The organism is Escherichia sp. TW09308, from assembly GCF_000208565.1.
Classification (GTDB): domain Bacteria; phylum Pseudomonadota; class Gammaproteobacteria; order Enterobacterales; family Enterobacteriaceae; genus Escherichia; species Escherichia marmotae.
This window is the reverse complement of sequence record NZ_AEME01000001.1, coordinates 4,791,668-4,809,826: the sequence shown is the minus strand read 5'-3', so window position 1 is coordinate 4,809,826 and position 18,159 is coordinate 4,791,668. Positions and strand designations below refer to the sequence as shown.

Below are 18,159 nucleotides of genomic sequence, written 5' to 3'. Positions count from 1 at the left end.
TGGACGAATTACGCAATATTATCGAAGTCAGAAAATGGCAGGTGAATCAGGCCGCCGGTCGTTATATTCGTTCGCATGAAGCCGTTCAGCACATCAGCATCCGCGACCGGCTGAATGATTTTATGCAGCAGCACGGCACAGTACTGGCGGCCGCACTGGCACCGGAGCTGATGGGCTACAGTGAACTGACGGCCATTGCCCGAAACTGTGCCATACAGCGTGCCACAGATGCCCTGCGTGAAGCCCTTCTGTCCTGGCTTGCGAAGGGGGAAAAATTAATTATTCCGCACAGGATAGCGACATTTTAACGACCATCGGATTCAGGCCTGACGCGGCTTCGGTGGATGACAGCCGTGAAAAATTCACCCCTGCGCAGAACATGATTTTTTCGCGTAAAAGTGCGCAACTGGCATCACGTCAGTCTGTGTAAAATTCCCCGAAAACCCGCTTGTTTTTACTGAAAAAAGCCATGCATCGATAAGGTGCATGACTTTGCATGCGTTTTCCCGCCCCATTATCAACAAAACACGCCATTCCCGGCGCGGCCTGAGCGTGTCAGTGCAACTGCATTAAAACCGCCCTGCAAAGCGGGCGGGCGAGGCGGGGAAAGCACTGCGCGCAGTATAAGAATTAAATAGGTATGGATTTTAAAATCCATCAAGTAGCTGATTGATACCATTGCTCTCATCACAATTTATTTGCTCTAACTCAAATAAAGCACTGTCGTACTTTATTTGGGGAGTGTTTTCAAATGACAATAAAGATTCGATTAGTCTTATTTCTTTATCTTTATTTATGTCTTTAAGTGAGTCTAAAGTTAAATTGAATTTAACTTCGGGTTGTTTTCCTACTTCCATCATGATATTTGACTCCAACTCTGGATCAGTATTGAAGAATCGATGTGTCTTATGGAAATAACTAGGTTTTCTTGATTTTAAAATACTTAGTATATCCGACTTGATAGTGCTTTCCCGTGCTATCACAAGCCAATGGTTGGCAACCCCTGTGATGGTGGTAATGATGTGGGAGCCATTTTCACTTAGTTCATTAAAGGCTCTTAAGTCACCCTTGAAAAAATCATTTAGCAACTCATTTTCTTTATCTTTATCAAAAAGGTAAATTATTGAATTGCCGGCTAATGATATTTCAGCCTTAGTTTTTATAGTATCGCAATTAAATTGCGCGGTCTCATTTTTTAATTCTTCGTAAGATGATTTTAAGTCTAAAAGCAAGCATTTTATTATACTTGATCTGAAAGATGAGTAATCAATATCAGCACAAAGTGAAAATAAATTTCTGTGACGAATGGATTCAGGGCTGTAATATAGCTTTGTTAATATTTCTTTTTGGCGTTCTTTTGTGTCACGACAGATAAACATAGCTGCAAAATATTCCATTAATGATTTGTGTGACCAACGAATAATAGCGCCTTCTTTGACAAATAATGGAACGGTTTCAATTAAGTCCTGAATAAAAAGAGATGGTGAAGTTGATATTCCGGGAATTTTTGAAATGATATTTTGCAATGTTATTTGCAGATCGTCTTTCGTAAACTCAATTTTACCTCCGTCTTTCAAACACCAAAAACCTAATCTCCTTAAGACCTGATGGAAGTCAGTGGAGTCTAGCTTAGAAAATTTTTCTCTAACATAACCAAGTTCTTTAGTTAAATCATGAGACTCATACAAAGCGTCAAATACTTGGCTATAAAATAACTCTCTTTTTCTTGGTATTATCGGTTTGAATTTATATGCACAAAATAATAATGAAACATAAAGAGGTGTGGATAAAAATTCATTTAGATTATGACCATTCTCCAGTCGTAATCCTTTAATTAATTGAGATGAAATAGGGCCACGTCCATCATATCGACGTAATAGATCATACGCTTGATTCGTTTCTAATGGGTTGATTTTAAATCTTGAGAAACCATGTAGTTCTGATAAGAAATTATCATGACGAGAAGTTATAATTATTTTGCTTTCTGAGAAATTATTAGCAAAGGTACTTAGTAAATTTACGATCTTGGATTTGAGTTGTTGTGGGATTTCATCTATGCCATCGAAAAGATAAATAAAAGGGATTTTTTTGAGGCAGTTGTCTGAAATGTCTTCTCCTAAACCAAGTTGATGTTTCACCTGTAGCGCAAAATCATAATCTTTAGCACGTCGTAATTCAATGTATATTGGAATGTATTCCTTATTAGCGATGCAATCTAAAGCAATTCTTTTCATTAGGGTGGACTTACCCATTCCTGCTGAGTCAGTGATTAATATATGATTGAAATTATCTAATAAATCTGCATTGTCTTTTATTAGGCATGTGTATGGTTTTTTTTCATTATCGTAATAAATGCTCATTGGCTCATAAATATCTAGAAGCTCTACTGGAGTATTTTGAAAAGCTAAGGTATTCACAAGGGAGCATTGCCCTTTCACATTTGATAGGAAACGTTCAAGATTTTTATTCAAGAAGCGTGCTGCATGTACATCTATTAAATAATTACGAACACTACTTTCTATGATAGGTAATATTTTATTCTTAATAACCTCCTTTGCCCATGGAAGGGATGCAGAGACTAATACATCAAGAGATACTGGTTGCATGAATTATACCTTATTTTCTACGTTTAAATTTTTGACCTTAAGTCCCCACCAGTTCATTAAATCGATTCTGGCATGTAAATATGTTGAGCGGTTATATGCTCTTCTAACTTCGTTTTTGTCAGAGTGCGCTAAAGCAGCTTCAATGACATCTGGGTTAAAACCTCTTTCATTCATGGCTGTACTTGCTATTGAACGTAGACCATGAGCAACCAGCTTCCCGCCATAACCAATACGTTTTAAAGCAGCATTAGCAGTTTGGCTATTCATTGGCTGTTTTGGGTCATTTCTACTGGGAAAAACATGTTCACGATGAGCACTGATTGGTTTCATTACCTCCAGAATCTCTATTGCCTGAGGTGATAAAGGAACAATGTGTTCCCGCTTAGCTTTCATCCGTTCGGCTGGAATAGTCCAGAGCTTTGCGTCAAGATCGATCTCTGCCCAACGAGCACCGGAAGCTTCAGAAGGGCGCACAAGGGTCAGAAGCTGCCACTCAATTAGACAGCGAGTCGAAACAGAGAGGTTCGACATCACCAAAGAGCGCATGAGTTTTGGTAATTCTTCAGGTCGTAGCGTTGGCATGTGTTGCTTTTTGGGTTTCTCAAATGCCATACCAATACCAGATGCCGGGTTTGCATCAATCAGGCCAGTGTTGACGGCGTAGATCATGATTTCGTTAATACGCTGCACCAGTCGACGTACAGTCTCTAGCGCCCCACGTGCTTTGATTGGCTCAAGGGTTTCAACTAGTGTTCGGGCTTTGATTTGCTGGACAGGGATCTCCCCGATGACAGGGAATACGTCTTTTTCCAGTGACCGCCATATATCTTTAGCGTAATCAGGTGTAACGCTTTTGCTTTTGAGCTGGAACCAGTTAGCGGCGACCGTTGAAAAAATACTGTCCAGAGCGATTTGCTGCTGTTCCTCTGCAACTTCGGCCTGAATTTGCGGGTCAATTCCGTTGGCTAACAAAGCAAGGTAATCCGCTCTTAACCGTCGAGCATCAGCAAGTGAAAGGGCGGGGAAAGCACCAAGCCCCATCATTGTCCGCTGTTTTGTTGCTGGACGTTGATAACGGAAACGCCACAACTTCTTACCGTTCGTTTTAACGAGCAGAAAAAGACCATCGCCATCATGTAACGTTAGATCCTTTTCTAACGCTCTAGCGCGCAGAACTTCTGTGCTGGTCAGGGGGCGTGTCGTTCTTGCCACTGTGGCCGCTCCTTCATTAATTGGTATACGCGTTTAGGTAAACATCCTACCGTATACCTAAACGTATACCAATAATCACTGGATTTAGCTGGATATCCTCGGACAACGGTAGACACAAAAAAGCCCGCAGAGCTTGTGCCATGCGGGCTTTCAGGATTTCTCCGGACGTATCCGGAAGAGCAAGTGGTGGAGCTGGCGGGAGTTGAACCCGAGTCCAAATATCACTAACTTGATGTAATTAATGATTTTTTTCGACATCAACTATCTTGCGGATCTTACACGTATCTTTTACTGTTATATCCCAGTCTTCATAACCAACTATGAATAGTAGATAATCTATAAATCCATCGTATAAGAATGACATCGCTATGACCATACTGGTACCCCCAAGCAAATTTTGCATTTACTCAGATGATTCTAGGGCTGGGACATTGAACTTCATCAACTCGATTGAATCGATTGGAGTAAAAAATAAAGGTCGAGTTATAGTTGATTTGTCCAAGGTAAAATTTGCCTCAGCTGCGGCATCGGTACTGTTCTTTGCCATAGTAAATAGAGCTCAATTTTTAACCCGGGACCCTAATTTTATACGTTTTAAATGGCCTAAAAAGGATGATAACCCATCTGGGCATAGATGGATCGTTGGTACTGGACTTGCTCGTGCTTTGCTTGCTGGCACAGAAGAGAAACTGAATGCACTTACGAGGGAGGAACGATACTTTCAGTCAGCTGTCGAACCTTACGAGCATATTGTTGAAACAGTACTCATGCTGCAGAAAAGTGCTCTGCTTAATAATGAACAGTTAGGCTTACTGCTGACAGCGATTAGTGAAGCTTTGCTCAATGTTTCTCATCATGCGTATGAAGATGAGGGGTTCGAGTCAGATATTCAGCTTCTCAAAGGTAAACGATGGTGGCAGTGCGCTTGGTTCAATCGTGATGAAAATAAAGTCGTTTTTATCGTTTGTGACCTTGGATTGGGGATTTATAGAAGTTTCGTGCCTAATGGTGATGGTCATAGCATTCAAAACGAAGTATCTTCTGTGGAAAGAGCTATGTTAGTAGGGGAATCCCGCTTTGTTGGTTCCGGACGGGGAAATGGCTCTGAAGATATCAAGAGACCTATTGGGGCAGGTTGTGAGGATAATGAGACACTTCTGATACTAACAGGAAGGGCTCGTTATAGCTATAATTCTAATGACAGTAGTCCTCGATGTGAGAAGCTAGCTGAGTACATACCGGGTACTTTACTACAATGGTCGCTGGTTCCCAGGAGATGATTTTATGAGAAATATCGTCATAGCGAAGGAGTTCTCCAGAACACCTTTCGGACGTTACACAACGGATAGCCCACACAGTGCGGAAAGATTTCGTAGAGAGTTTTTGGTGCCTGCGCTGAAGGGTACTGAACAGGAGATTGTGGTTGATTTTCGCGGTATAGCACTGGGTGTTGGTTCCTCTTTCTTAGAAGAGGCGTTTGGAGGTCTCATCCGTAAGGAAGGGATACCTAAAGCCAACGTTAAAGCACGTTTGATTATAAAAAGTGATGTTCCGTTCTACAAAGAACAGATTGATAAATTTATTGATTTAGCACAACCAGAAAGAGTATAAGAGGCGATAGTTGATCAGTACGGAACCAATGTCATTAGTAGCACAAATAGGACAGTATTCGTGGTGTATCACAGTAGTTAGCGTCTGCTTAGTTTTCATTGGATGGCGAGTTGCGTACAATAATTCTGTAAAACTGGCGACACGTTCTGAATCGAAATCAATTATTGATGCTATTTCAAAGTTAGTTATTGAAATTTCTGATATTTCTTCTAACTATTGGCTCAGTCAGACAACTCAACCTAAAATTAGAGCATCAAAGCATCGATTGTTAAGGTTGCAAAAGGATAGAACAAAGGCTTCTGTTTCATACTTGTTAACTATCTTGGCTAAAGCTCAACAAGTTTCCAAACTGATTTGCATTTTGGAAAGCAGAGGACTGTATATACCTGACGAGGTGTTCTCATCTGTACTAGAGAAAGCAACTCTGGATTGTGAGGTCGCTCACAAGCTTTCAGATGCCGATCGCCCGGTTAAAGCACAAGAAGTAATTGATGCTTGTATGGGAGTTATCGAAGCGTTACATACTTCTTTTCAAAGGTACCACCCTCCCAAAAAGGATCGTACCTTTATGCAAAGGTTAAAAATTTGGTTTCAAACAGTAGACGATTGGCATAATGACTTAAAATAAAGCCTTTTTATCCTTGATACTTGCCCTCCCATCATACTCTTTCAAGTATTGTCCATAGTGCCTGAATAACATTTCAGGCCCTTTATGGCCCATTTGAGCCGCAAGCCAAAACAGGTTTGCTCCCCGGCTGATATGGCTGGTGGCGAATGTATGCCTGGTTTGATATGGGTTTCTGTAACGAATACCTGCTTTTCGCAATGTTGGCACCCATGCTTTTTTCCTAATTGCATCAGCACTTGCCCAGGGTTTATTGGTCTTTGGATCTTCAAAGACAGTAGCATCCTTCATGAATGTAAATGGCTTCTGGTTTATCAACGCCAACATTGCTTCTTCAGTCAGTTCAACTTTACGGGTACCGGCTTTTGTCTTTGTTCCTTTGATAACTCCGACAACACTTGCGCTCTGAACATGGGCTGTTTTTCCAACAAAGTCGATATCATGCCATCGTAAGGCACATAATTCAGAACTACGCAGGCCTGTATGTATGGCGAACCGGAACAGATTTTCCCATTGTTTGTTTCCGGCTGCTGCTAGTAATGCATCAACTTCTGCTGGTGATAGCGGATCAACCACATAGCTGCTTTCTGCTTCTGACTTATCACTTTGGTAGCGCGAAGCTGTTACTAACGATACGGGGTTAATTTGAAGTACCCCATCGGTCACGGCTTCATCAAGTGCTGACCGTAGGAAAGATAACTGGTTGCGAATGGTTTTTAAGGTTGTTTTCTGGCTTTGAATCCACGCTTTCAGGGTTGCTGGTGTTAATTCACTTGCAGGGCAAATGTGAAGTGAGGCTAACGCACTACGGCATTTTTTATAGCCACCAATCGTAGAGGGTGAAAGTTTTCTTGTTTCGCAGATTTCAAGATATTCGTCCAGGTACATCTTTACCGTTTTGCTTGCAGCAGCATTACCAAAAATTTTCAAACGAGCAGAACGGGGAAAATATTCTGCATAAATGAATGTTCCCCTTTCGATCTTATTATGGATTTCGCCGAGTGTACGCTCGGCGTATTTAATGTTCTTTGGTGTTACTTCCAGATTGGAAAGCGGCTCACGACATCTAACTCCTTTGTAGGTGAAAGTTATATTGATCGTTTCTCCCTGGCGGTGTTTCCTGATTGTTACGCCGCGCGGTAGTTTGAGCAGTTTTGTCTGGCCCATTTTGCAACCTCACTAAGATCAATCCACCTCTCCTTAACGCCTTCAACCTTTAAAACCTGAACACCTTCACGCCAAACACCGCGCTGTACACGTTTGTTTATTGCTTCAGGAGTTTCGCCAGTTTCTTTGCAATAAGTTGAGATAGGAACACAATCGAGGTTCAGCATACGTTTCTCCATTATCCCGTCTGCACACGGGAGCAACATTATTAACGAATAGTGTCGTTACTTTGAAGTACAGCAAATGCCATTAATACTTCTAAAGTATATCTTCTATAAAATTTAACAAAACCAACATAGAAAACATAGACGAAGAAAAAGCTAAGCATTATTGAAAGTAAACTATAAAGATAATCACTATGAGTACATAATCGATAAATAAAGGTTGGAACTGATACCCAAAATGAAATTATAAAGATTAAACATATGTTTCTGCAAAAACCATATAATGCAACATAGTTTTGAATTTTTGTTTGATGTTGTTTTGAAAACTCATAAACATAATGATATGCCAATCTGAAGAGATCATCATCAAGTCCGTTTTTATCTTGTAATAATTGGCGATTTGTTATGAACTTTTTCTCATAACCTTCTTTGATCATTAACCATGTTGTATTAGCTAAATGAAATGGTAGAGATTGAGAATAACATAGTTTTTGTGTTATAAAATCCCATAGTATTATTGGACATAATACGCATTTGATTATGCGATTCTTTATTTTTGTTTTTTTATCAGCGCTTCTCTCATCGCATGATGGGCTACAAATGCTTTCTGAGGTATCTATCAATTTTTTAAATAGATATTTGGAAGGATATCCTAATTCTTTATTCATGTATTTTTCGATAAAAAATGCTGATGTGATAGAAATAAAATGTCCAGCTATATAAGATATAATAACTATTGAAGCGTAGTTCAAAATGCCAAAGATTTGACTTTGACCTCTGAGCAATTCACTTAAGTCAATAACAATATCTAGATCGAATGTCAAACCACAGAAATACATTAATAGGATAAAAAACCACCTGGTATTAAATATCCAAGAAAGTCATAGAATGAGAATGGATTTTGATTCATTGTTGCTCTCCAATAATTTTTCAATTTGTAATATAACCTATATCTATATGTTAATAAATTACTTATATGTTCTTTTATGGCAGAGTTTGAATTCGTACGTGCTGATTTTTACGACTCAGAAAAATAAGGATTACCGATTTCAGTTTATTATTTATGAAATATCAAGGAAATTATTTTATGAAAAAGACTCTGATTGCACTGGCTGTGGCTGCCTCTGCTGCAGTATCTGGTTCTGCCATGGCATGGACTAACGGTAACTTTAACGATTCCGTTGATATTGGCGGCAGTGTTACTGTTGGTGATAACTTTGCGCAGAAGTGGGCCTGGAAAACAGGAACAAGTTTAGGCGCTTTTGATAGTAATGTAAAAGAAATGACTGATGGCGGCAAAAAATTAGTGATTACTGCAGCTCAGAATGCCGCTATTTTGCTGGGTAAAACTAATGAAGCATTTATGGCAACTGATGCTACCAGCTTAGCAATTCCTCAAATTGCGTTCTCTGACTATCAAAAAGGAAAGATCACTCCGGTATTTGACAATGTAGGTAATGCAGGTACTGGCTATTTAGAGATTCCAGTTATTGATGCTCAATCATCTCCGATTGGTCAGGCAAAAGTGAACATGACTGCTGCTGGTGCTCGTATGGCGGCTGATGCGGCACGGCAACGTGGGGTAGCTGCTTCTATTATTGCTGACACTTCAAATGATATTTTCCACGGCGGCGTCCCAACGATTGCAGAAGGTGCTATCAATCATGGGATGAATGCGATAAACTTTGCTCGATCTATGGGGGGGCTTGAAGCTGTAGATATGTTGAATCAGCTGGCCGCGTTTGATCCGACGATTATCAATATCGCAGCTTCAACATACGCTCAGTCTTCAGACATGACCGGGAGAGGTGCATCTGCTACTTATGCAATGGGGATTAAGTCTGGTCAAACTCTCGAATTGACTTTCACAAACCCGGTAACGCAAACAACTGTATGGAAAGCACCGCTGAATATTTCTGTTACTTATCAGTAATTTTTAATTGATACAACCCCGGGGTGAAAACTCCGGGGGATAATTTACGGGAAAGTGACGGAACAGATCTGTTTACAGATTAATATCCAGATAGGGGGGCGTAATAATGACGCTAAGAAATAAATACGGGTATTTGTTTTCAACTCTTATACTGGCATCACTGTTATATCTACCAAATTCTCATTCATCTATTCTTGACGGTGGCGAAGTACAGTTTAACGGTTTTGTCACTGACGAAGCCCCCAAATGGACCTGGCAGATAAGTTCACCCGACCAGACCTGGGCAGTGGATACTGCCGATGCACGTACAGAGAACGGGCAACTGGTTTTTAATTTGCGTGATAAAGGGGCTCTGCCGTTTCTGGAGGGGCATCTGCATGAGGTGGCAGAGCGCGGTGGTCCCGGGTTCACGCCATTTATTACCTTCAGCAGTAACGGACAGCCTTTTACCGTAAAGGAAGGCAGTGGCACCACGGCGCAACGTTTCCGCGCCTCTGTCCCGGTGCGTGACCCGGAAACGGGAAATGTGTCGGGACAGCTTTCTTTTACCCTGAATCAGGGGATGGCAGTCAGTGCCGGTCGACAGGAAGACGGGGTATCCGTACCGGCCGGTATGTCGCTGGTAAGTGGACAAAGTGTGACGGATGTACAGCCGGGAAGTCTGCCACAGGGGCTGAAGAACCGTCTGTCTGCCTTATTACTGATGAATCAGAATTTTGGAAATGGCATGAATGCGGTGGATAACGGACAGGTTATCAGTCAGGGGGTACTGGCTGACGGGCGGGTGATGAATCTGGCTGCGGCATATGCCTCTGTAGTGGCTAAGGATTCTCTTTGGTTGAAAATACTTAGCTGTTATGTGCCTGTATTTTCACCACTTCAGGCTCGGTGGTATCCTTTTAAGCCCGTATACATAAAAGGAAAATCAAATGACTTTTGATGAAAAAGAACTTGATAATGCAATTAATAAAATCATCGTAACGTCGCTCTTTTCCTGTCTCAGCGACACTCAGCAGAAACAGTTCTACGAATCGGCTTTCAACATGATCGAGCGTTGTTGTTTCTGCGATGCCGACGAGTTACCTGAAAAAATCAGGAAACAGTTGGCTGATGCTCTTCGAGTGCGACTTTCTGACCAATTTTCTGAAATGTGCTCTCCGAATTTGGACAAATAGAAAAAGGCCATTTCCATTCAGGGTCTGATGGAAATACTTCAGCCTGTTCCAAAGCACGGCGTAAAGAGAACACAACTCCAGCCATAATCTGATGTTTCCCATTGGTCCAGCTATCGCCGCTCTGATCTACAGGGGCGGCTATGTCGTATGACCAAACGACTTCACAGTTATTGTTTAAAATCTGGACTTTCATTTCATACACCTGCTTTAACATGAGTGCCTGGTGGCACAACATGACTCAACGAATCATCCTGGACTTCATATGCCCCAGGCGGCTACTTCGTGGGCGTCCTGCCTGTTCGTTATCTTTGATATAAAATCTAACTTAACTTAGTTATTATGGCAAGAGAAAACACCAAACTTTTCTTAGTTCGGTGCCTTAGTTAGAGAAGAGAGGTCTTAGAGTTCGTATTGAACTCCTTTGACTACACCAATGATAAGGCAATTACCATTGATAGGGATGTTGGGATACCGAGGATTTAATGGCACTAAAAACTTTTGAGGGCCATCGATGACTAATTTTTTTACTGTAGCTTCGTTTGTTCCATCAAGTCGAGCGATGACTATTTTTCCATGACGAGGTTCTGCATCTGGATCTACAATCACTGTTGCGCCTTCTGGTATTGTTGGGAGGCCATTAGGGTTAGTCATGGAGTCACCTTTAACCTCTAATGCAAATGAGTTATCACCAATCTTTAATGATGTATCTACCCACTTGTCCACTTCACTAAACACTTCTGCTGCCCTGCACTCAGTAAACTGCCCAGCCTGAACCCACGATATTACAGGAACTCTGCGCATGTTTGTGACGAGTTTGCCTTCAAACTCAGCACCATAAAGAATGTAATCTATTGACGTATTGAAGAACTTCGCTAATTTCGAAAGTGCCTCCCCACCAGGGGTATTGATGTCTTTCTCCCAGTACCCCACAGCAACGTCGCTTACTCCACAAAATTTACCCAATTCTTTCTGGGACGTTCCGGTAACTCTTCTCAGAGCTTTTATACGCTGACCAACCGTTTCCATAGGAGCACCATTTCTTGAATTGCTAAGTAATCTTAGTTTTTATTGACCAAAGATAGATTTGTAATTAGCATCTAATAAAACTTAGTTTGGAGGGCGTATGACAACTGACGATATCGAAAGCTACTTCGGCAGTATTGAGAAAGTTGCTGCTTTTTTCGGCATAACAACTGAAGCCGTTTATCAGTGGCGAAACCGTCCGGGCCAGTTAATTCCAAAAGGACGTGCAGCAGAAGCTGCATATAGAACTTGCGGACGGTTGCCATTTAAACCTGAGCTTTATGAAAAATCTAATGGATAAATCGATTAACAGAAACCACAGAACGATGAGGCTAACCGTGGGTAAGCATCACTGGAAAGTAGAAAAACAGCCTGAGTGGTACGTGAAAGCTGTCAGAAAAACTATCGCAGCGTTGCCGGGTGGTTACGCTGAAGCAGCTGACTGGCTGGATGTAACAGAAAACGCATTATTTAACCGCCTTCGTGCCGATGGCGATCAGATTTTCCCGCTGGGATGGGCAATGATTTTGCAACGTGCTGGTGGAACTCACTTCATTGCTGACGCTGTGGCGCAGTCTGCAAATGGCGTCTTTGTGTCTCTTCCTGACGTCGAGGATGTGGACAACGCCGATATTAACCAGCGCCTGCTGGAAGTCATTGAACAGATTGGCAGTTATTCCAGACAGATTCGTTCGGCAATCGAAGACGGTGTGGTGGAACCGCATGAGAAGACAGCAATTAACGACGAGCTGTATCTCTCAATTTCGAAGCTGCAGGAGCATGCAGCACTGGTCTACAAAATCTTTTGCATTTCAGAAAGTAATGACGCCCGCGAGTGTGCAGCTCCGGGCGCCGTGGCGTGTCGTGACTGTGGAGAAACTAACGCATGAACAGTTTAACAACACACTACCGTCGCTCGCAACTGATTGCGCTTCCTGTACCGGGTGGAAAAGCGAAGGTGGAGTATTGCTATGCAGTTAATGTACCAGGTGACAGGGAAATTGTAACCCACAGCTTTGCTGAGTGGGCTGTGGGTGATTTCAACCGGCAGAAGGAGACAGTCCTTTGCGACAAGTTAACCGCTGGTTCAAAGATCACTACGGAGTGCCCGTCAGAGTCATTCGTTGGGAGCCGGAAACACAACGAGTTATCTACCTCCGCGAAGGCTATGAGCATGAGTGCTTCAGCCCGCTCGAACAGTTTCGTCGTAAATTCAGGGAAATAGAGGTCGGTCATGAGCACTAAATTAACCGGCTATGTATGGGATGGTTGCGCTGCATCAGGCATGAAATTATCCAGCGTGGCAATTATGGCCCGCCTGGCTGATTTCAGTAATGACGAAGGTGTGTGCTGGCCATCAATTGAAACTATTGCCCGTCAGATTGGCGCGGGGATGAGTACCGTCAGGACGGCTATCGCACGGCTGGAAGCAGAAGGCTGGTTAACGCGTAAGGCGCGTCGCCAGGGTAACCGCAATGCGTCGAATGTTTATCAGCTTAACGTTGCGAAGCTTCAGGCAGCGGCATTTTCTCAACTGTCAGATTCTGACCCGTCAAAATCTGACGCATCAAAATCTGACCCGTCAAAATTTGATGCGTCGAAATCTGGCAAAAAAGCGGGTTTTCACCCGTCAGAATCTGGCGGGGATCCGTCAGTAAAATCAAAACATGATCCGTCAGATAAAAAACCTTCTCGTCCGGACGCTTCGCAACCGGACACGCAGACGGATGAACAGGATTTTTTAACTCGCCATCCTGATGCGGTTGTATTCAGCCCTAAAAAGCGCCAGTGGGGAACGCAGGATGATTTGACCTGCGCACAGTGGCTCTGGAAAAAAATCATCGCCCTGTACGAGCAAGCCGCCGAATGTGACGGCGAGGTGGTTCGTCCCAAAGAACCGAACTGGACAGCCTGGGCAAACGAAATTCGCCTGATGTGTGTGCAGGATGGTCGTACTCACAAACAAATCTGCGAGATGTACAGCCGCGTCAGCCGCGATCCGTTCTGGTGCCGTAACGTGCTCAGCCCGTCGAAGTTGCGGGAAAAATGGGATGAGCTTTCCCTGCGCTTATCACCGTCCGTCAGCACGTACACCGAAAAACGCGAAGACCCGTACTTCAAATCCAGTTACGACAACGTGGACTACAGCCAGATCCCGGCAGGATTCAGGGGGTGATCATGAGTCTTTTGAATGAAGTTCAGAAATTCATTGAAGCCCATCCGGGATGTACTTCCGGAGATATTGCGGATGCTTTTGCAGGTTACTCACGGCAGCGCGTTCTGCAGTCAGCAAGCAAGTTACGTCAGAGTGGGCGTGTGGCTCACCGTTGTGAAGGAGATACACGCAGACATTTCCCGCGCCTGACTGAGAGAGCGCAGGAACCGGAACCACAACCAGTTCGAGAAACCAGACCTGTGCGCAATTTCTATGTCGGCACTAACGATCCACGGGTGATTTTGTGCCTGACCCGCCAGGCTGAAGAACTGGAGTCCAGGGGCTTATACCGTCGTGCTGCAACCGTGTGGATGGCGGCATTCCGTGAAAGCCACTCCCAGCCAGAACGAAACAATTTTCTGGCGCGTCGTGAGCGGTGCTTACGGAAAAGCAGCAAGCGCGCTGCATCGGGTGAAGAGTGGTATCTGTCAGGGAATTACGTGGGGGCTTAATGAGTAATAAATATTGCCAGGCGCTGGTGGAACTGCGGAACAAACCAGCCCATGAACTGAAGGAAGTGGGCGATCAGTGGCGCACCCGGACAACATTTTCTGGGGAATTAACACCCTGTTTGGCCCGTTTGTTCTGGATCTGTTTACTGACGGTGATAACGCCAAATGTGCCGCGTATTACACGGCGGAAGATAACGCGCTGGCGCATGACTGGTCAGAACGTCTTGCGGAGCTTAAAGGTGCTGCCTTTGGTAATCCCCCATACAGCCGCGCCAGTCAGCATGAGGGGCAATACATCACCGGCATGCGTTACATCATGAAACATGCCAGTGCCATGCGTGATAAGGGCGGGCGCTATGTTTTCCTGATCAAAGCTGCCACCAGCGAAGTGTGGTGGCCGGAAGATGCGGACCATATTGCTTTTATTCGCGGGCGTATTGGTTTTGAACTGCCTGCCTGGTTTATCCCGAAGGATGAGAAGCAGGTGCCGACAGGCGCTTTCTTCGCTGGTGCTATTGCTGTTTTCGACAAGACCTGGAAGGGACCGGCAATCAGCTACATCGGGCGCGATGAACTTGAGGCATGTGGTGAAGCCTTTCTGGTGCAGGTTCGCCAGCAGGCGGAAAAACTGGTCAGGGAGATGGCGGCATGACGACGTTAACTCAATGCCAGCAGCAGGTGCTGGATATGCTGATTTCTTACCAGAAAGAGCGTGGCTTTCCGCCAACCAATCAGGAGGTGGCAACCATGCTGGGATACCGTTCAGTGAATGCAGCGGTAGAGCATCTTCGTGCACTGGAGAAAAAAGGCGTCATCACGATAAAGCGTGGCGTGGCCCGGGGGATAACGCTTCATACCGCGGTGAAGGACGACGACAGCGAGGCGGTCGGGATTATCCGCGCACTGCTTGCCGGTGAGGAAAACGCCAGGCTGCGTGCAGCCCACTGGTTACATGAGAGAGGCCTGAAAGTATGAAGCTGATCTTGCCTTTCCCGCCCAGCGTGAACACGTACTGGCGACACCCCAACAAAGGGGCGTTTGCTGGTAAGAGTCTGATAAGCGCGGCGGGGCGAAAATTCCAGAGCGCGGCGTGCGCAGCAATAGTTGAGCAGTTACGTCGTCTGCCGAAACCAACGTCGGCACCTGCTTCAGTGGAGATCGTGTTGTTTCCTCCGGATAACCGGATCCGCGATCTGGACAACTATAACAAGGCGCTGTTTGACGCCCTGACCCACGCGGGTGTGTGGGAAGACGACAGTCAGGTGAAAAGAATGCTGGTGGAGTGGGGACCGGTTATCCCGGGAGGGAAGGTCGAGATCACTATCAGTAAGTACGAGAAAACGGCGGGTGCAGCCGCCTGATTAAGAGGAGAAACGAAGTATGAATAATCTGATGGTCATTGATGGTATTGAAGTTCGTCGTGATGCTTATGGGCGTTACAGCCTGAACGATCTGCACAGGGCAGCCGGGGGAGAACAAAAAAACCGCCCGAAATACTGGCTCTCCAATAAGCAAACCTGTGAATTGATTGAACAACTTTTCACCGAGGGTGGAATTCCGCCTCTGGAACAAAATCAACCAGTTAGCGTCATTAATGGCGGAAATAACCAGGGGACGCGGGAGGAAACCAACTGGCGGGAAAGTACTGGCGTAGCGTGATCACCACCGGCGAACCAGAAAGTGCCTACCGTTATGACGCGCTGAATCGTTATCCGATGAGCGATGTTCTGCGCCCCTTTGAACTGGCGGCGGGCATGTGCCGGATGCATTGGTTAAGCCCCATCATTATTTACTGGGCGAGACGGCAAAGCGCACAGGAGCTGGCGAGTCACGCCAGTGCCTACAGCGACTGGCTGGCAAATCCGCTGCCCGTGGGAGGTCGCTGATGGAAGGTTCCGATTTTTTACTTGCAGGAGTGCTGTTTCTCTTCGCGGCGGTGGCTGCGGTGCCACTGGCATCGCGGCTGGGCATTGGTGCGGTGTTGGGATATTTGCTGGCTGGAATTGCGATTGGTCCGTGGGGACTGGGGTTTATTAGCGACGTCGATGAGATCCTCCACTTTTCGGAACTTGGCGTGGTGTTCCTGATGTTTATCATCGGGCTCGAGTTGAATCCTTCCAAGCTCTGGCAATTGCGGCGCTCCATTTTTGGCGTCGGCGCAGCGCAGGTGCTGTTAAGCGCGGCGTTGCTGGCAGGATTATTGATGCTGACGGACTTTGCCTGGCAGGCGGCAGTTGTGGGGGGAATTGGTCTGGCGATGTCTTCAACCGCAATGGCGTTGCAGCTAATGCGCGAGAAAGGGATGAATCGCAGCGAATCCGGTCAGTTAGGTTTCTCGGTGTTGCTGTTTCAGGATCTGGCGGTGATCCCGGCGCTGGCGTTAGTGCCGTTATTGGCGGGATCGGCAGACGAACATTTCGACTGGATGAAGGTCGGCATGAAGGTGCTGGCGTTTGTCGGCATGTTGATCGGCGGGCGCTATTTGCTGCGCCCGGTATTTCGCTTTATTGCGGCTTCAGGTGTGCGGGAAGTATTCACCGCCGCGACGTTACTGCTGGTGCTGGGGTCTGCGTTATTTATGGATGCGCTGGGGCTGTCGATGGCGCTCGGTACGTTTATTGCGGGCGTGTTGCTGGCGGAGAGCGAATATCGCCATGAACTGGAAACGGCTATCGATCCGTTTAAAGGCTTGCTGCTTGGACTGTTTTTTATCTCCGTCGGGATGTCGCTCAACCTTGGGGTGCTTTATACCCATCTTCTGTGGGTGGTGATAAGTGTGGTTGTGCTGGTAGCGGTGAAAATTCTCGTGCTGTATCTGCTGGCGAGGCTGTATGGCGTGCGCAGCTCCGAGCGGATGCAGTTTGCTGGTGTGCTGAGTCAGGGCGGTGAGTTTGCCTTTGTGCTCTTTTCTACAGCCTCTTCACAACGATTGTTTCAGGGCGATCAGATGGCGCTGTTGTTGGTGACAGTTACGCTTTCCATGATGACCACACCGCTGTTGATGAAGCTTGTGGATAAGTGGCTATCCCGCCAGTTCAACGCCCCGGAAGAAGAGGATGAAAAACCGTGGGTAAACGATGATAAACCGCAAGTGATTGTGGTGGGCTTCGGACGTTTTGGTCAGGTGATTGGTCGTTTGCTGATGGCGAATAAAATGCGCATTACCGTGCTGGAGCGGGATATCAGCGCGGTTAACCTGATGCGCAAATATGGCTACAAAGTATATTACGGCGACGCTACGCAAGTTGACCTGTTGCGCTCTGCGGGTGCAGAAGCCGCAGAATCCATCGTCATTACCTGCAATGAACCGGAAGACACCATGAAACTGGTGGAAATATGCCAGCAACACTTCCCGCATTTGCATATTCTTGCGCGAGCGCGCGGACGTGTGGAAGCGCATGAGTTATTACAGGCAGGGGTGACGCAGTTTTCCCGTGAAACATTCTCCAGTGCGTTAGAGCTGGGGCGCAAAACGCTGGTTACGCTTGGGATGCACCCGCATCAGGCACAGCGGGCACAGCTCCATTTTCGTCGCCTGGATATGCGTATGTTGCGGGAGTTAATCCCGATGCATGCCGATACCGTACAAATTTCTCGCGCCAGGGAAGCCCGACGCGAACTGGAAGAGATTTTCCAGCGTGAGATGCAACAAGAACGACGTCAGTTCGACGGCTGGGATGAATTTGAGTAGAGGGTGAATATGGCAATACGAAAACGCTTTATCGCTGGTGCAAAATGTCCAGCCTGTCAGGCGCAGGATTCAATGGCGATGTGGCGCGAAAATAATATTGATATTGTTGAATGCGTTAAGTGCGGACACCAAATGCGGGAAGCGGATAAAGAAGCCCGCGATCACGTTCGCAAAGATGAGCAAGTTATCGGGATTTTTTATCCGGACTAGCGATATGCGCTGAGTTTTTTTAAGCTAGTGAGTACACGGCTGCAGAATTCCGCTACAATCTGCGCCACAATTCTT

General features: G+C 45.4%; 21 protein-coding genes and 4 pseudogenes. 18 read left to right on the top strand and 7 right to left on the bottom strand.

Annotation, left to right across the window (positions count from 1 at the left end; all coding sequences use genetic code 11):
- Window positions 1-430 (top strand): annotated as a pseudogene (locus ESM_RS01000000125845) (phage polarity suppression protein); the annotation flags it as partial.
- A gap of 217 nt (window positions 431-647) precedes the next feature.
- On the opposite strand, the gene ESM_RS0123580 reads toward ESM_RS01000000125845, so the two are convergent.
- Window positions 648-2,606, bottom strand: coding sequence for an NACHT domain-containing protein (locus tag ESM_RS0123580; RefSeq protein WP_001183326.1), 1,959 nt, complete (start codon window positions 2,604-2,606; stop codon window positions 648-650).
- Between the two features lie 3 nt (window positions 2,607-2,609).
- Complete coding sequence (locus tag ESM_RS0123575; protein WP_000124726.1) at window positions 2,610-3,818, bottom strand: integrase domain-containing protein; 1,209 nt, start codon at window positions 3,816-3,818, stop codon at window positions 2,610-2,612.
- Window positions 3,819-4,186: 368 nt separating this feature from the next.
- On the opposite strand from ESM_RS0123575, the gene ESM_RS0123570 reads away from it, so the two are divergent.
- The 3 genes from ESM_RS0123570 to ESM_RS0123560 are packed head-to-tail and all read left to right on the top strand — an operon-like array spanning window position 4,187 to window position 6,057.
- Window positions 4,187-5,098: a hypothetical protein gene (locus tag ESM_RS0123570; RefSeq protein ID WP_000154254.1), complete on the top strand. Its 912-nt coding sequence runs from the start codon at window positions 4,187-4,189 to the stop codon at window positions 5,096-5,098.
- A gap of 4 nt (window positions 5,099-5,102) precedes the next feature.
- The gene (locus ESM_RS0123565; protein ID WP_001244589.1) at window positions 5,103-5,429 is read left to right on the top strand and encodes an STAS-like domain-containing protein; all 327 of its coding nucleotides are present in this window, start codon (window positions 5,103-5,105) and stop codon (window positions 5,427-5,429) included.
- A gap of 28 nt (window positions 5,430-5,457) precedes the next feature.
- The gene (locus ESM_RS0123560; protein WP_000060412.1) at window positions 5,458-6,057 is read left to right on the top strand and encodes a hypothetical protein; all 600 of its coding nucleotides are present in this window, start codon (window positions 5,458-5,460) and stop codon (window positions 6,055-6,057) included.
- Here the strand turns inward: ESM_RS0123560 and ESM_RS0123555 are convergent.
- Genes ESM_RS0123555 through ESM_RS1000000127525 form a run of 3 tightly spaced genes read right to left on the bottom strand, consistent with a single transcriptional unit; the run spans window position 6,049 to window position 8,170 of the window.
- The gene (locus tag ESM_RS0123555; RefSeq protein WP_000531804.1) at window positions 6,049-7,221 is read right to left on the bottom strand and encodes a site-specific integrase; all 1,173 of its coding nucleotides are present in this window, start codon (window positions 7,219-7,221) and stop codon (window positions 6,049-6,051) included. The genes ESM_RS0123560 and ESM_RS0123555 overlap by 9 nt on opposite strands.
- A complete protein-coding gene (locus ESM_RS1000000127530; RefSeq protein WP_001331174.1) occupies window positions 7,182-7,388 on the bottom strand; it encodes a hypothetical protein in 207 nt (68 codons plus the stop codon). The genes ESM_RS0123555 and ESM_RS1000000127530 overlap by 40 nt, the downstream gene beginning before the upstream one ends.
- A gap of 41 nt (window positions 7,389-7,429) precedes the next feature.
- The gene (locus ESM_RS1000000127525; protein WP_411910867.1) at window positions 7,430-8,170 is read right to left on the bottom strand and encodes a hypothetical protein; all 741 of its coding nucleotides are present in this window, start codon (window positions 8,168-8,170) and stop codon (window positions 7,430-7,432) included.
- A gap of 302 nt (window positions 8,171-8,472) precedes the next feature.
- Between ESM_RS1000000127525 and ESM_RS0123545 the strand changes: the two genes are divergently transcribed.
- Entirely contained in the window at window positions 8,473-9,318 is an 846-nt protein-coding gene (locus tag ESM_RS0123545) for a hypothetical protein (RefSeq protein WP_000751758.1), read from the top strand.
- Between the two features lie 106 nt (window positions 9,319-9,424).
- Window positions 9,425-10,258 (top strand): K88 minor fimbrial subunit faeH, encoded by an 834-nt coding sequence (locus tag ESM_RS0123540; protein WP_000175366.1) that lies wholly within the window; start codon window positions 9,425-9,427, stop codon window positions 10,256-10,258.
- 152 nt (window positions 10,259-10,410) lie between these two features.
- Here ESM_RS0123540 and ESM_RS1000000127520 read toward each other — a convergent pair whose 3' ends face one another.
- Together ESM_RS1000000127520 and ESM_RS0123530 are read right to left on the bottom strand one after the other, a co-directional pair.
- Entirely contained in the window at window positions 10,411-10,686 is a 276-nt protein-coding gene (locus ESM_RS1000000127520; RefSeq protein WP_021563905.1) for a hypothetical protein, read from the bottom strand.
- Between the two features lie 206 nt (window positions 10,687-10,892).
- Window positions 10,893-11,519 (bottom strand): LexA family protein, encoded by a 627-nt coding sequence (locus ESM_RS0123530; RefSeq protein WP_000450735.1) that lies wholly within the window; start codon window positions 11,517-11,519, stop codon window positions 10,893-10,895.
- Between the two features lie 97 nt (window positions 11,520-11,616).
- Here ESM_RS0123530 and ESM_RS0123525 point away from each other — a divergent pair, with 97 nt between their 5' ends.
- From ESM_RS0123525 to ESM_RS0123475, 12 genes and pseudogenes are all read left to right on the top strand, one after another.
- Window positions 11,617-11,817 carry a Cro/CI family transcriptional regulator gene (locus tag ESM_RS0123525; protein ID WP_000205494.1) on the top strand — a complete coding sequence of 67 codons (201 nt, stop codon included), beginning with the start codon at window positions 11,617-11,619 and terminating at the stop codon, window positions 11,815-11,817.
- 37 nt (window positions 11,818-11,854) lie between these two features.
- Complete coding sequence (gene ymfL, locus ESM_RS0123520) at window positions 11,855-12,406, top strand: protein YmfL (RefSeq protein WP_001434539.1); 552 nt, start codon at window positions 11,855-11,857, stop codon at window positions 12,404-12,406.
- A gap of 175 nt (window positions 12,407-12,581) precedes the next feature.
- Window positions 12,582-12,761: a DUF4222 domain-containing protein gene (locus tag ESM_RS1000000127515; RefSeq protein ID WP_001250269.1), complete on the top strand. Its 180-nt coding sequence runs from the start codon at window positions 12,582-12,584 to the stop codon at window positions 12,759-12,761.
- Window positions 12,751-13,692: a helix-turn-helix domain-containing protein gene (locus ESM_RS0123510; RefSeq protein WP_000104954.1), complete on the top strand. Its 942-nt coding sequence runs from the start codon at window positions 12,751-12,753 to the stop codon at window positions 13,690-13,692. The genes ESM_RS1000000127515 and ESM_RS0123510 overlap by 11 nt, the downstream gene beginning before the upstream one ends.
- Window positions 13,689-14,183, top strand: coding sequence for a PerC family transcriptional regulator (locus tag ESM_RS0123505; protein WP_001305611.1), 495 nt, complete (start codon window positions 13,689-13,691; stop codon window positions 14,181-14,183). Before ESM_RS0123510 ends, ESM_RS0123505 begins: the two co-directional genes overlap by 4 nt.
- A pseudogene (locus ESM_RS01000000125840) lies at window positions 14,183-14,835 on the top strand (phage N-6-adenine-methyltransferase). Before ESM_RS0123505 ends, ESM_RS01000000125840 begins: the two are co-directional and overlap by 1 nt.
- A complete protein-coding gene (locus ESM_RS0123495; RefSeq protein WP_000210154.1) occupies window positions 14,832-15,158 on the top strand; it encodes a LexA family transcriptional regulator in 327 nt (108 codons plus the stop codon). The pseudogene ESM_RS01000000125840 and the gene ESM_RS0123495 overlap by 4 nt, the downstream one beginning before the upstream one ends.
- Window positions 15,155-15,544, top strand: a complete 390-nt coding sequence (locus ESM_RS0123490; protein WP_000767114.1) for a RusA family crossover junction endodeoxyribonuclease — start codon at window positions 15,155-15,157, stop codon at window positions 15,542-15,544. Before ESM_RS0123495 ends, ESM_RS0123490 begins: the two co-directional genes overlap by 4 nt.
- A gap of 19 nt (window positions 15,545-15,563) precedes the next feature.
- Window positions 15,564-15,800, top strand: a pseudogene (locus tag ESM_RS01000000125835) (KilA-N domain-containing protein); the annotation flags it as partial.
- A 2-nt stretch (window positions 15,801-15,802) separates the two neighbouring features.
- A pseudogene (locus ESM_RS01000000125830) lies at window positions 15,803-16,069 on the top strand (NAD(P)H-dependent oxidoreductase); the annotation flags it as partial.
- A complete protein-coding gene (gene kefB, locus ESM_RS0123480; RefSeq protein ID WP_000399145.1) occupies window positions 16,069-17,874 on the top strand; it encodes a glutathione-regulated potassium-efflux system protein KefB in 1,806 nt (601 codons plus the stop codon). The pseudogene ESM_RS01000000125830 and the gene kefB, both read left to right, overlap by 1 nt.
- Before the next feature lie 9 nt (window positions 17,875-17,883).
- A complete protein-coding gene (locus tag ESM_RS0123475; protein ID WP_001007731.1) occupies window positions 17,884-18,084 on the top strand; it encodes a YheV family putative zinc ribbon protein in 201 nt (66 codons plus the stop codon).
- Window positions 18,085-18,159 lie beyond the last annotated feature (75 nt).

Coding starts and splice junctions, on each gene's coding strand:
- ESM_RS0123540 (WP_000175366.1), top strand. CDS start 9,425: ATGACGCTAAGAAATAAATACGGGTATTTGTTTTCAACTCTTATACTG.
- ESM_RS0123530 (WP_000450735.1), bottom strand. CDS start 11,519: ATGGAAACGGTTGGTCAGCGTATAAAAGCTCTGAGAAGAGTTACCGGA.
- ESM_RS0123570 (WP_000154254.1), top strand. CDS start 4,187: ATGACCATACTGGTACCCCCAAGCAAATTTTGCATTTACTCAGATGAT.
- ESM_RS0123560 (WP_000060412.1), top strand. CDS start 5,458: ATGTCATTAGTAGCACAAATAGGACAGTATTCGTGGTGTATCACAGTA.
- ESM_RS1000000127530 (WP_001331174.1), bottom strand. CDS start 7,388: ATGCTGAACCTCGATTGTGTTCCTATCTCAACTTATTGCAAAGAAACT.
- ESM_RS0123475 (WP_001007731.1), top strand. CDS start 17,884: ATGGCAATACGAAAACGCTTTATCGCTGGTGCAAAATGTCCAGCCTGT.
- ESM_RS0123545 (WP_000751758.1), top strand. CDS start 8,473: ATGAAAAAGACTCTGATTGCACTGGCTGTGGCTGCCTCTGCTGCAGTA.
- ESM_RS0123490 (WP_000767114.1), top strand. CDS start 15,155: ATGAAGCTGATCTTGCCTTTCCCGCCCAGCGTGAACACGTACTGGCGA.
- ESM_RS0123580 (WP_001183326.1), bottom strand. CDS start 2,606: ATGCAACCAGTATCTCTTGATGTATTAGTCTCTGCATCCCTTCCATGG.
- ESM_RS1000000127520 (WP_021563905.1), bottom strand. CDS start 10,686: ATGAAAGTCCAGATTTTAAACAATAACTGTGAAGTCGTTTGGTCATAC.
- kefB (WP_000399145.1), top strand. CDS start 16,069: ATGGAAGGTTCCGATTTTTTACTTGCAGGAGTGCTGTTTCTCTTCGCG.
- ESM_RS0123555 (WP_000531804.1), bottom strand. CDS start 7,221: ATGGGCCAGACAAAACTGCTCAAACTACCGCGCGGCGTAACAATCAGG.
- ESM_RS0123525 (WP_000205494.1), top strand. CDS start 11,617: ATGACAACTGACGATATCGAAAGCTACTTCGGCAGTATTGAGAAAGTT.
- ESM_RS0123495 (WP_000210154.1), top strand. CDS start 14,832: ATGACGACGTTAACTCAATGCCAGCAGCAGGTGCTGGATATGCTGATT.
- ESM_RS0123510 (WP_000104954.1), top strand. CDS start 12,751: ATGAGCACTAAATTAACCGGCTATGTATGGGATGGTTGCGCTGCATCA.
- ESM_RS0123565 (WP_001244589.1), top strand. CDS start 5,103: ATGAGAAATATCGTCATAGCGAAGGAGTTCTCCAGAACACCTTTCGGA.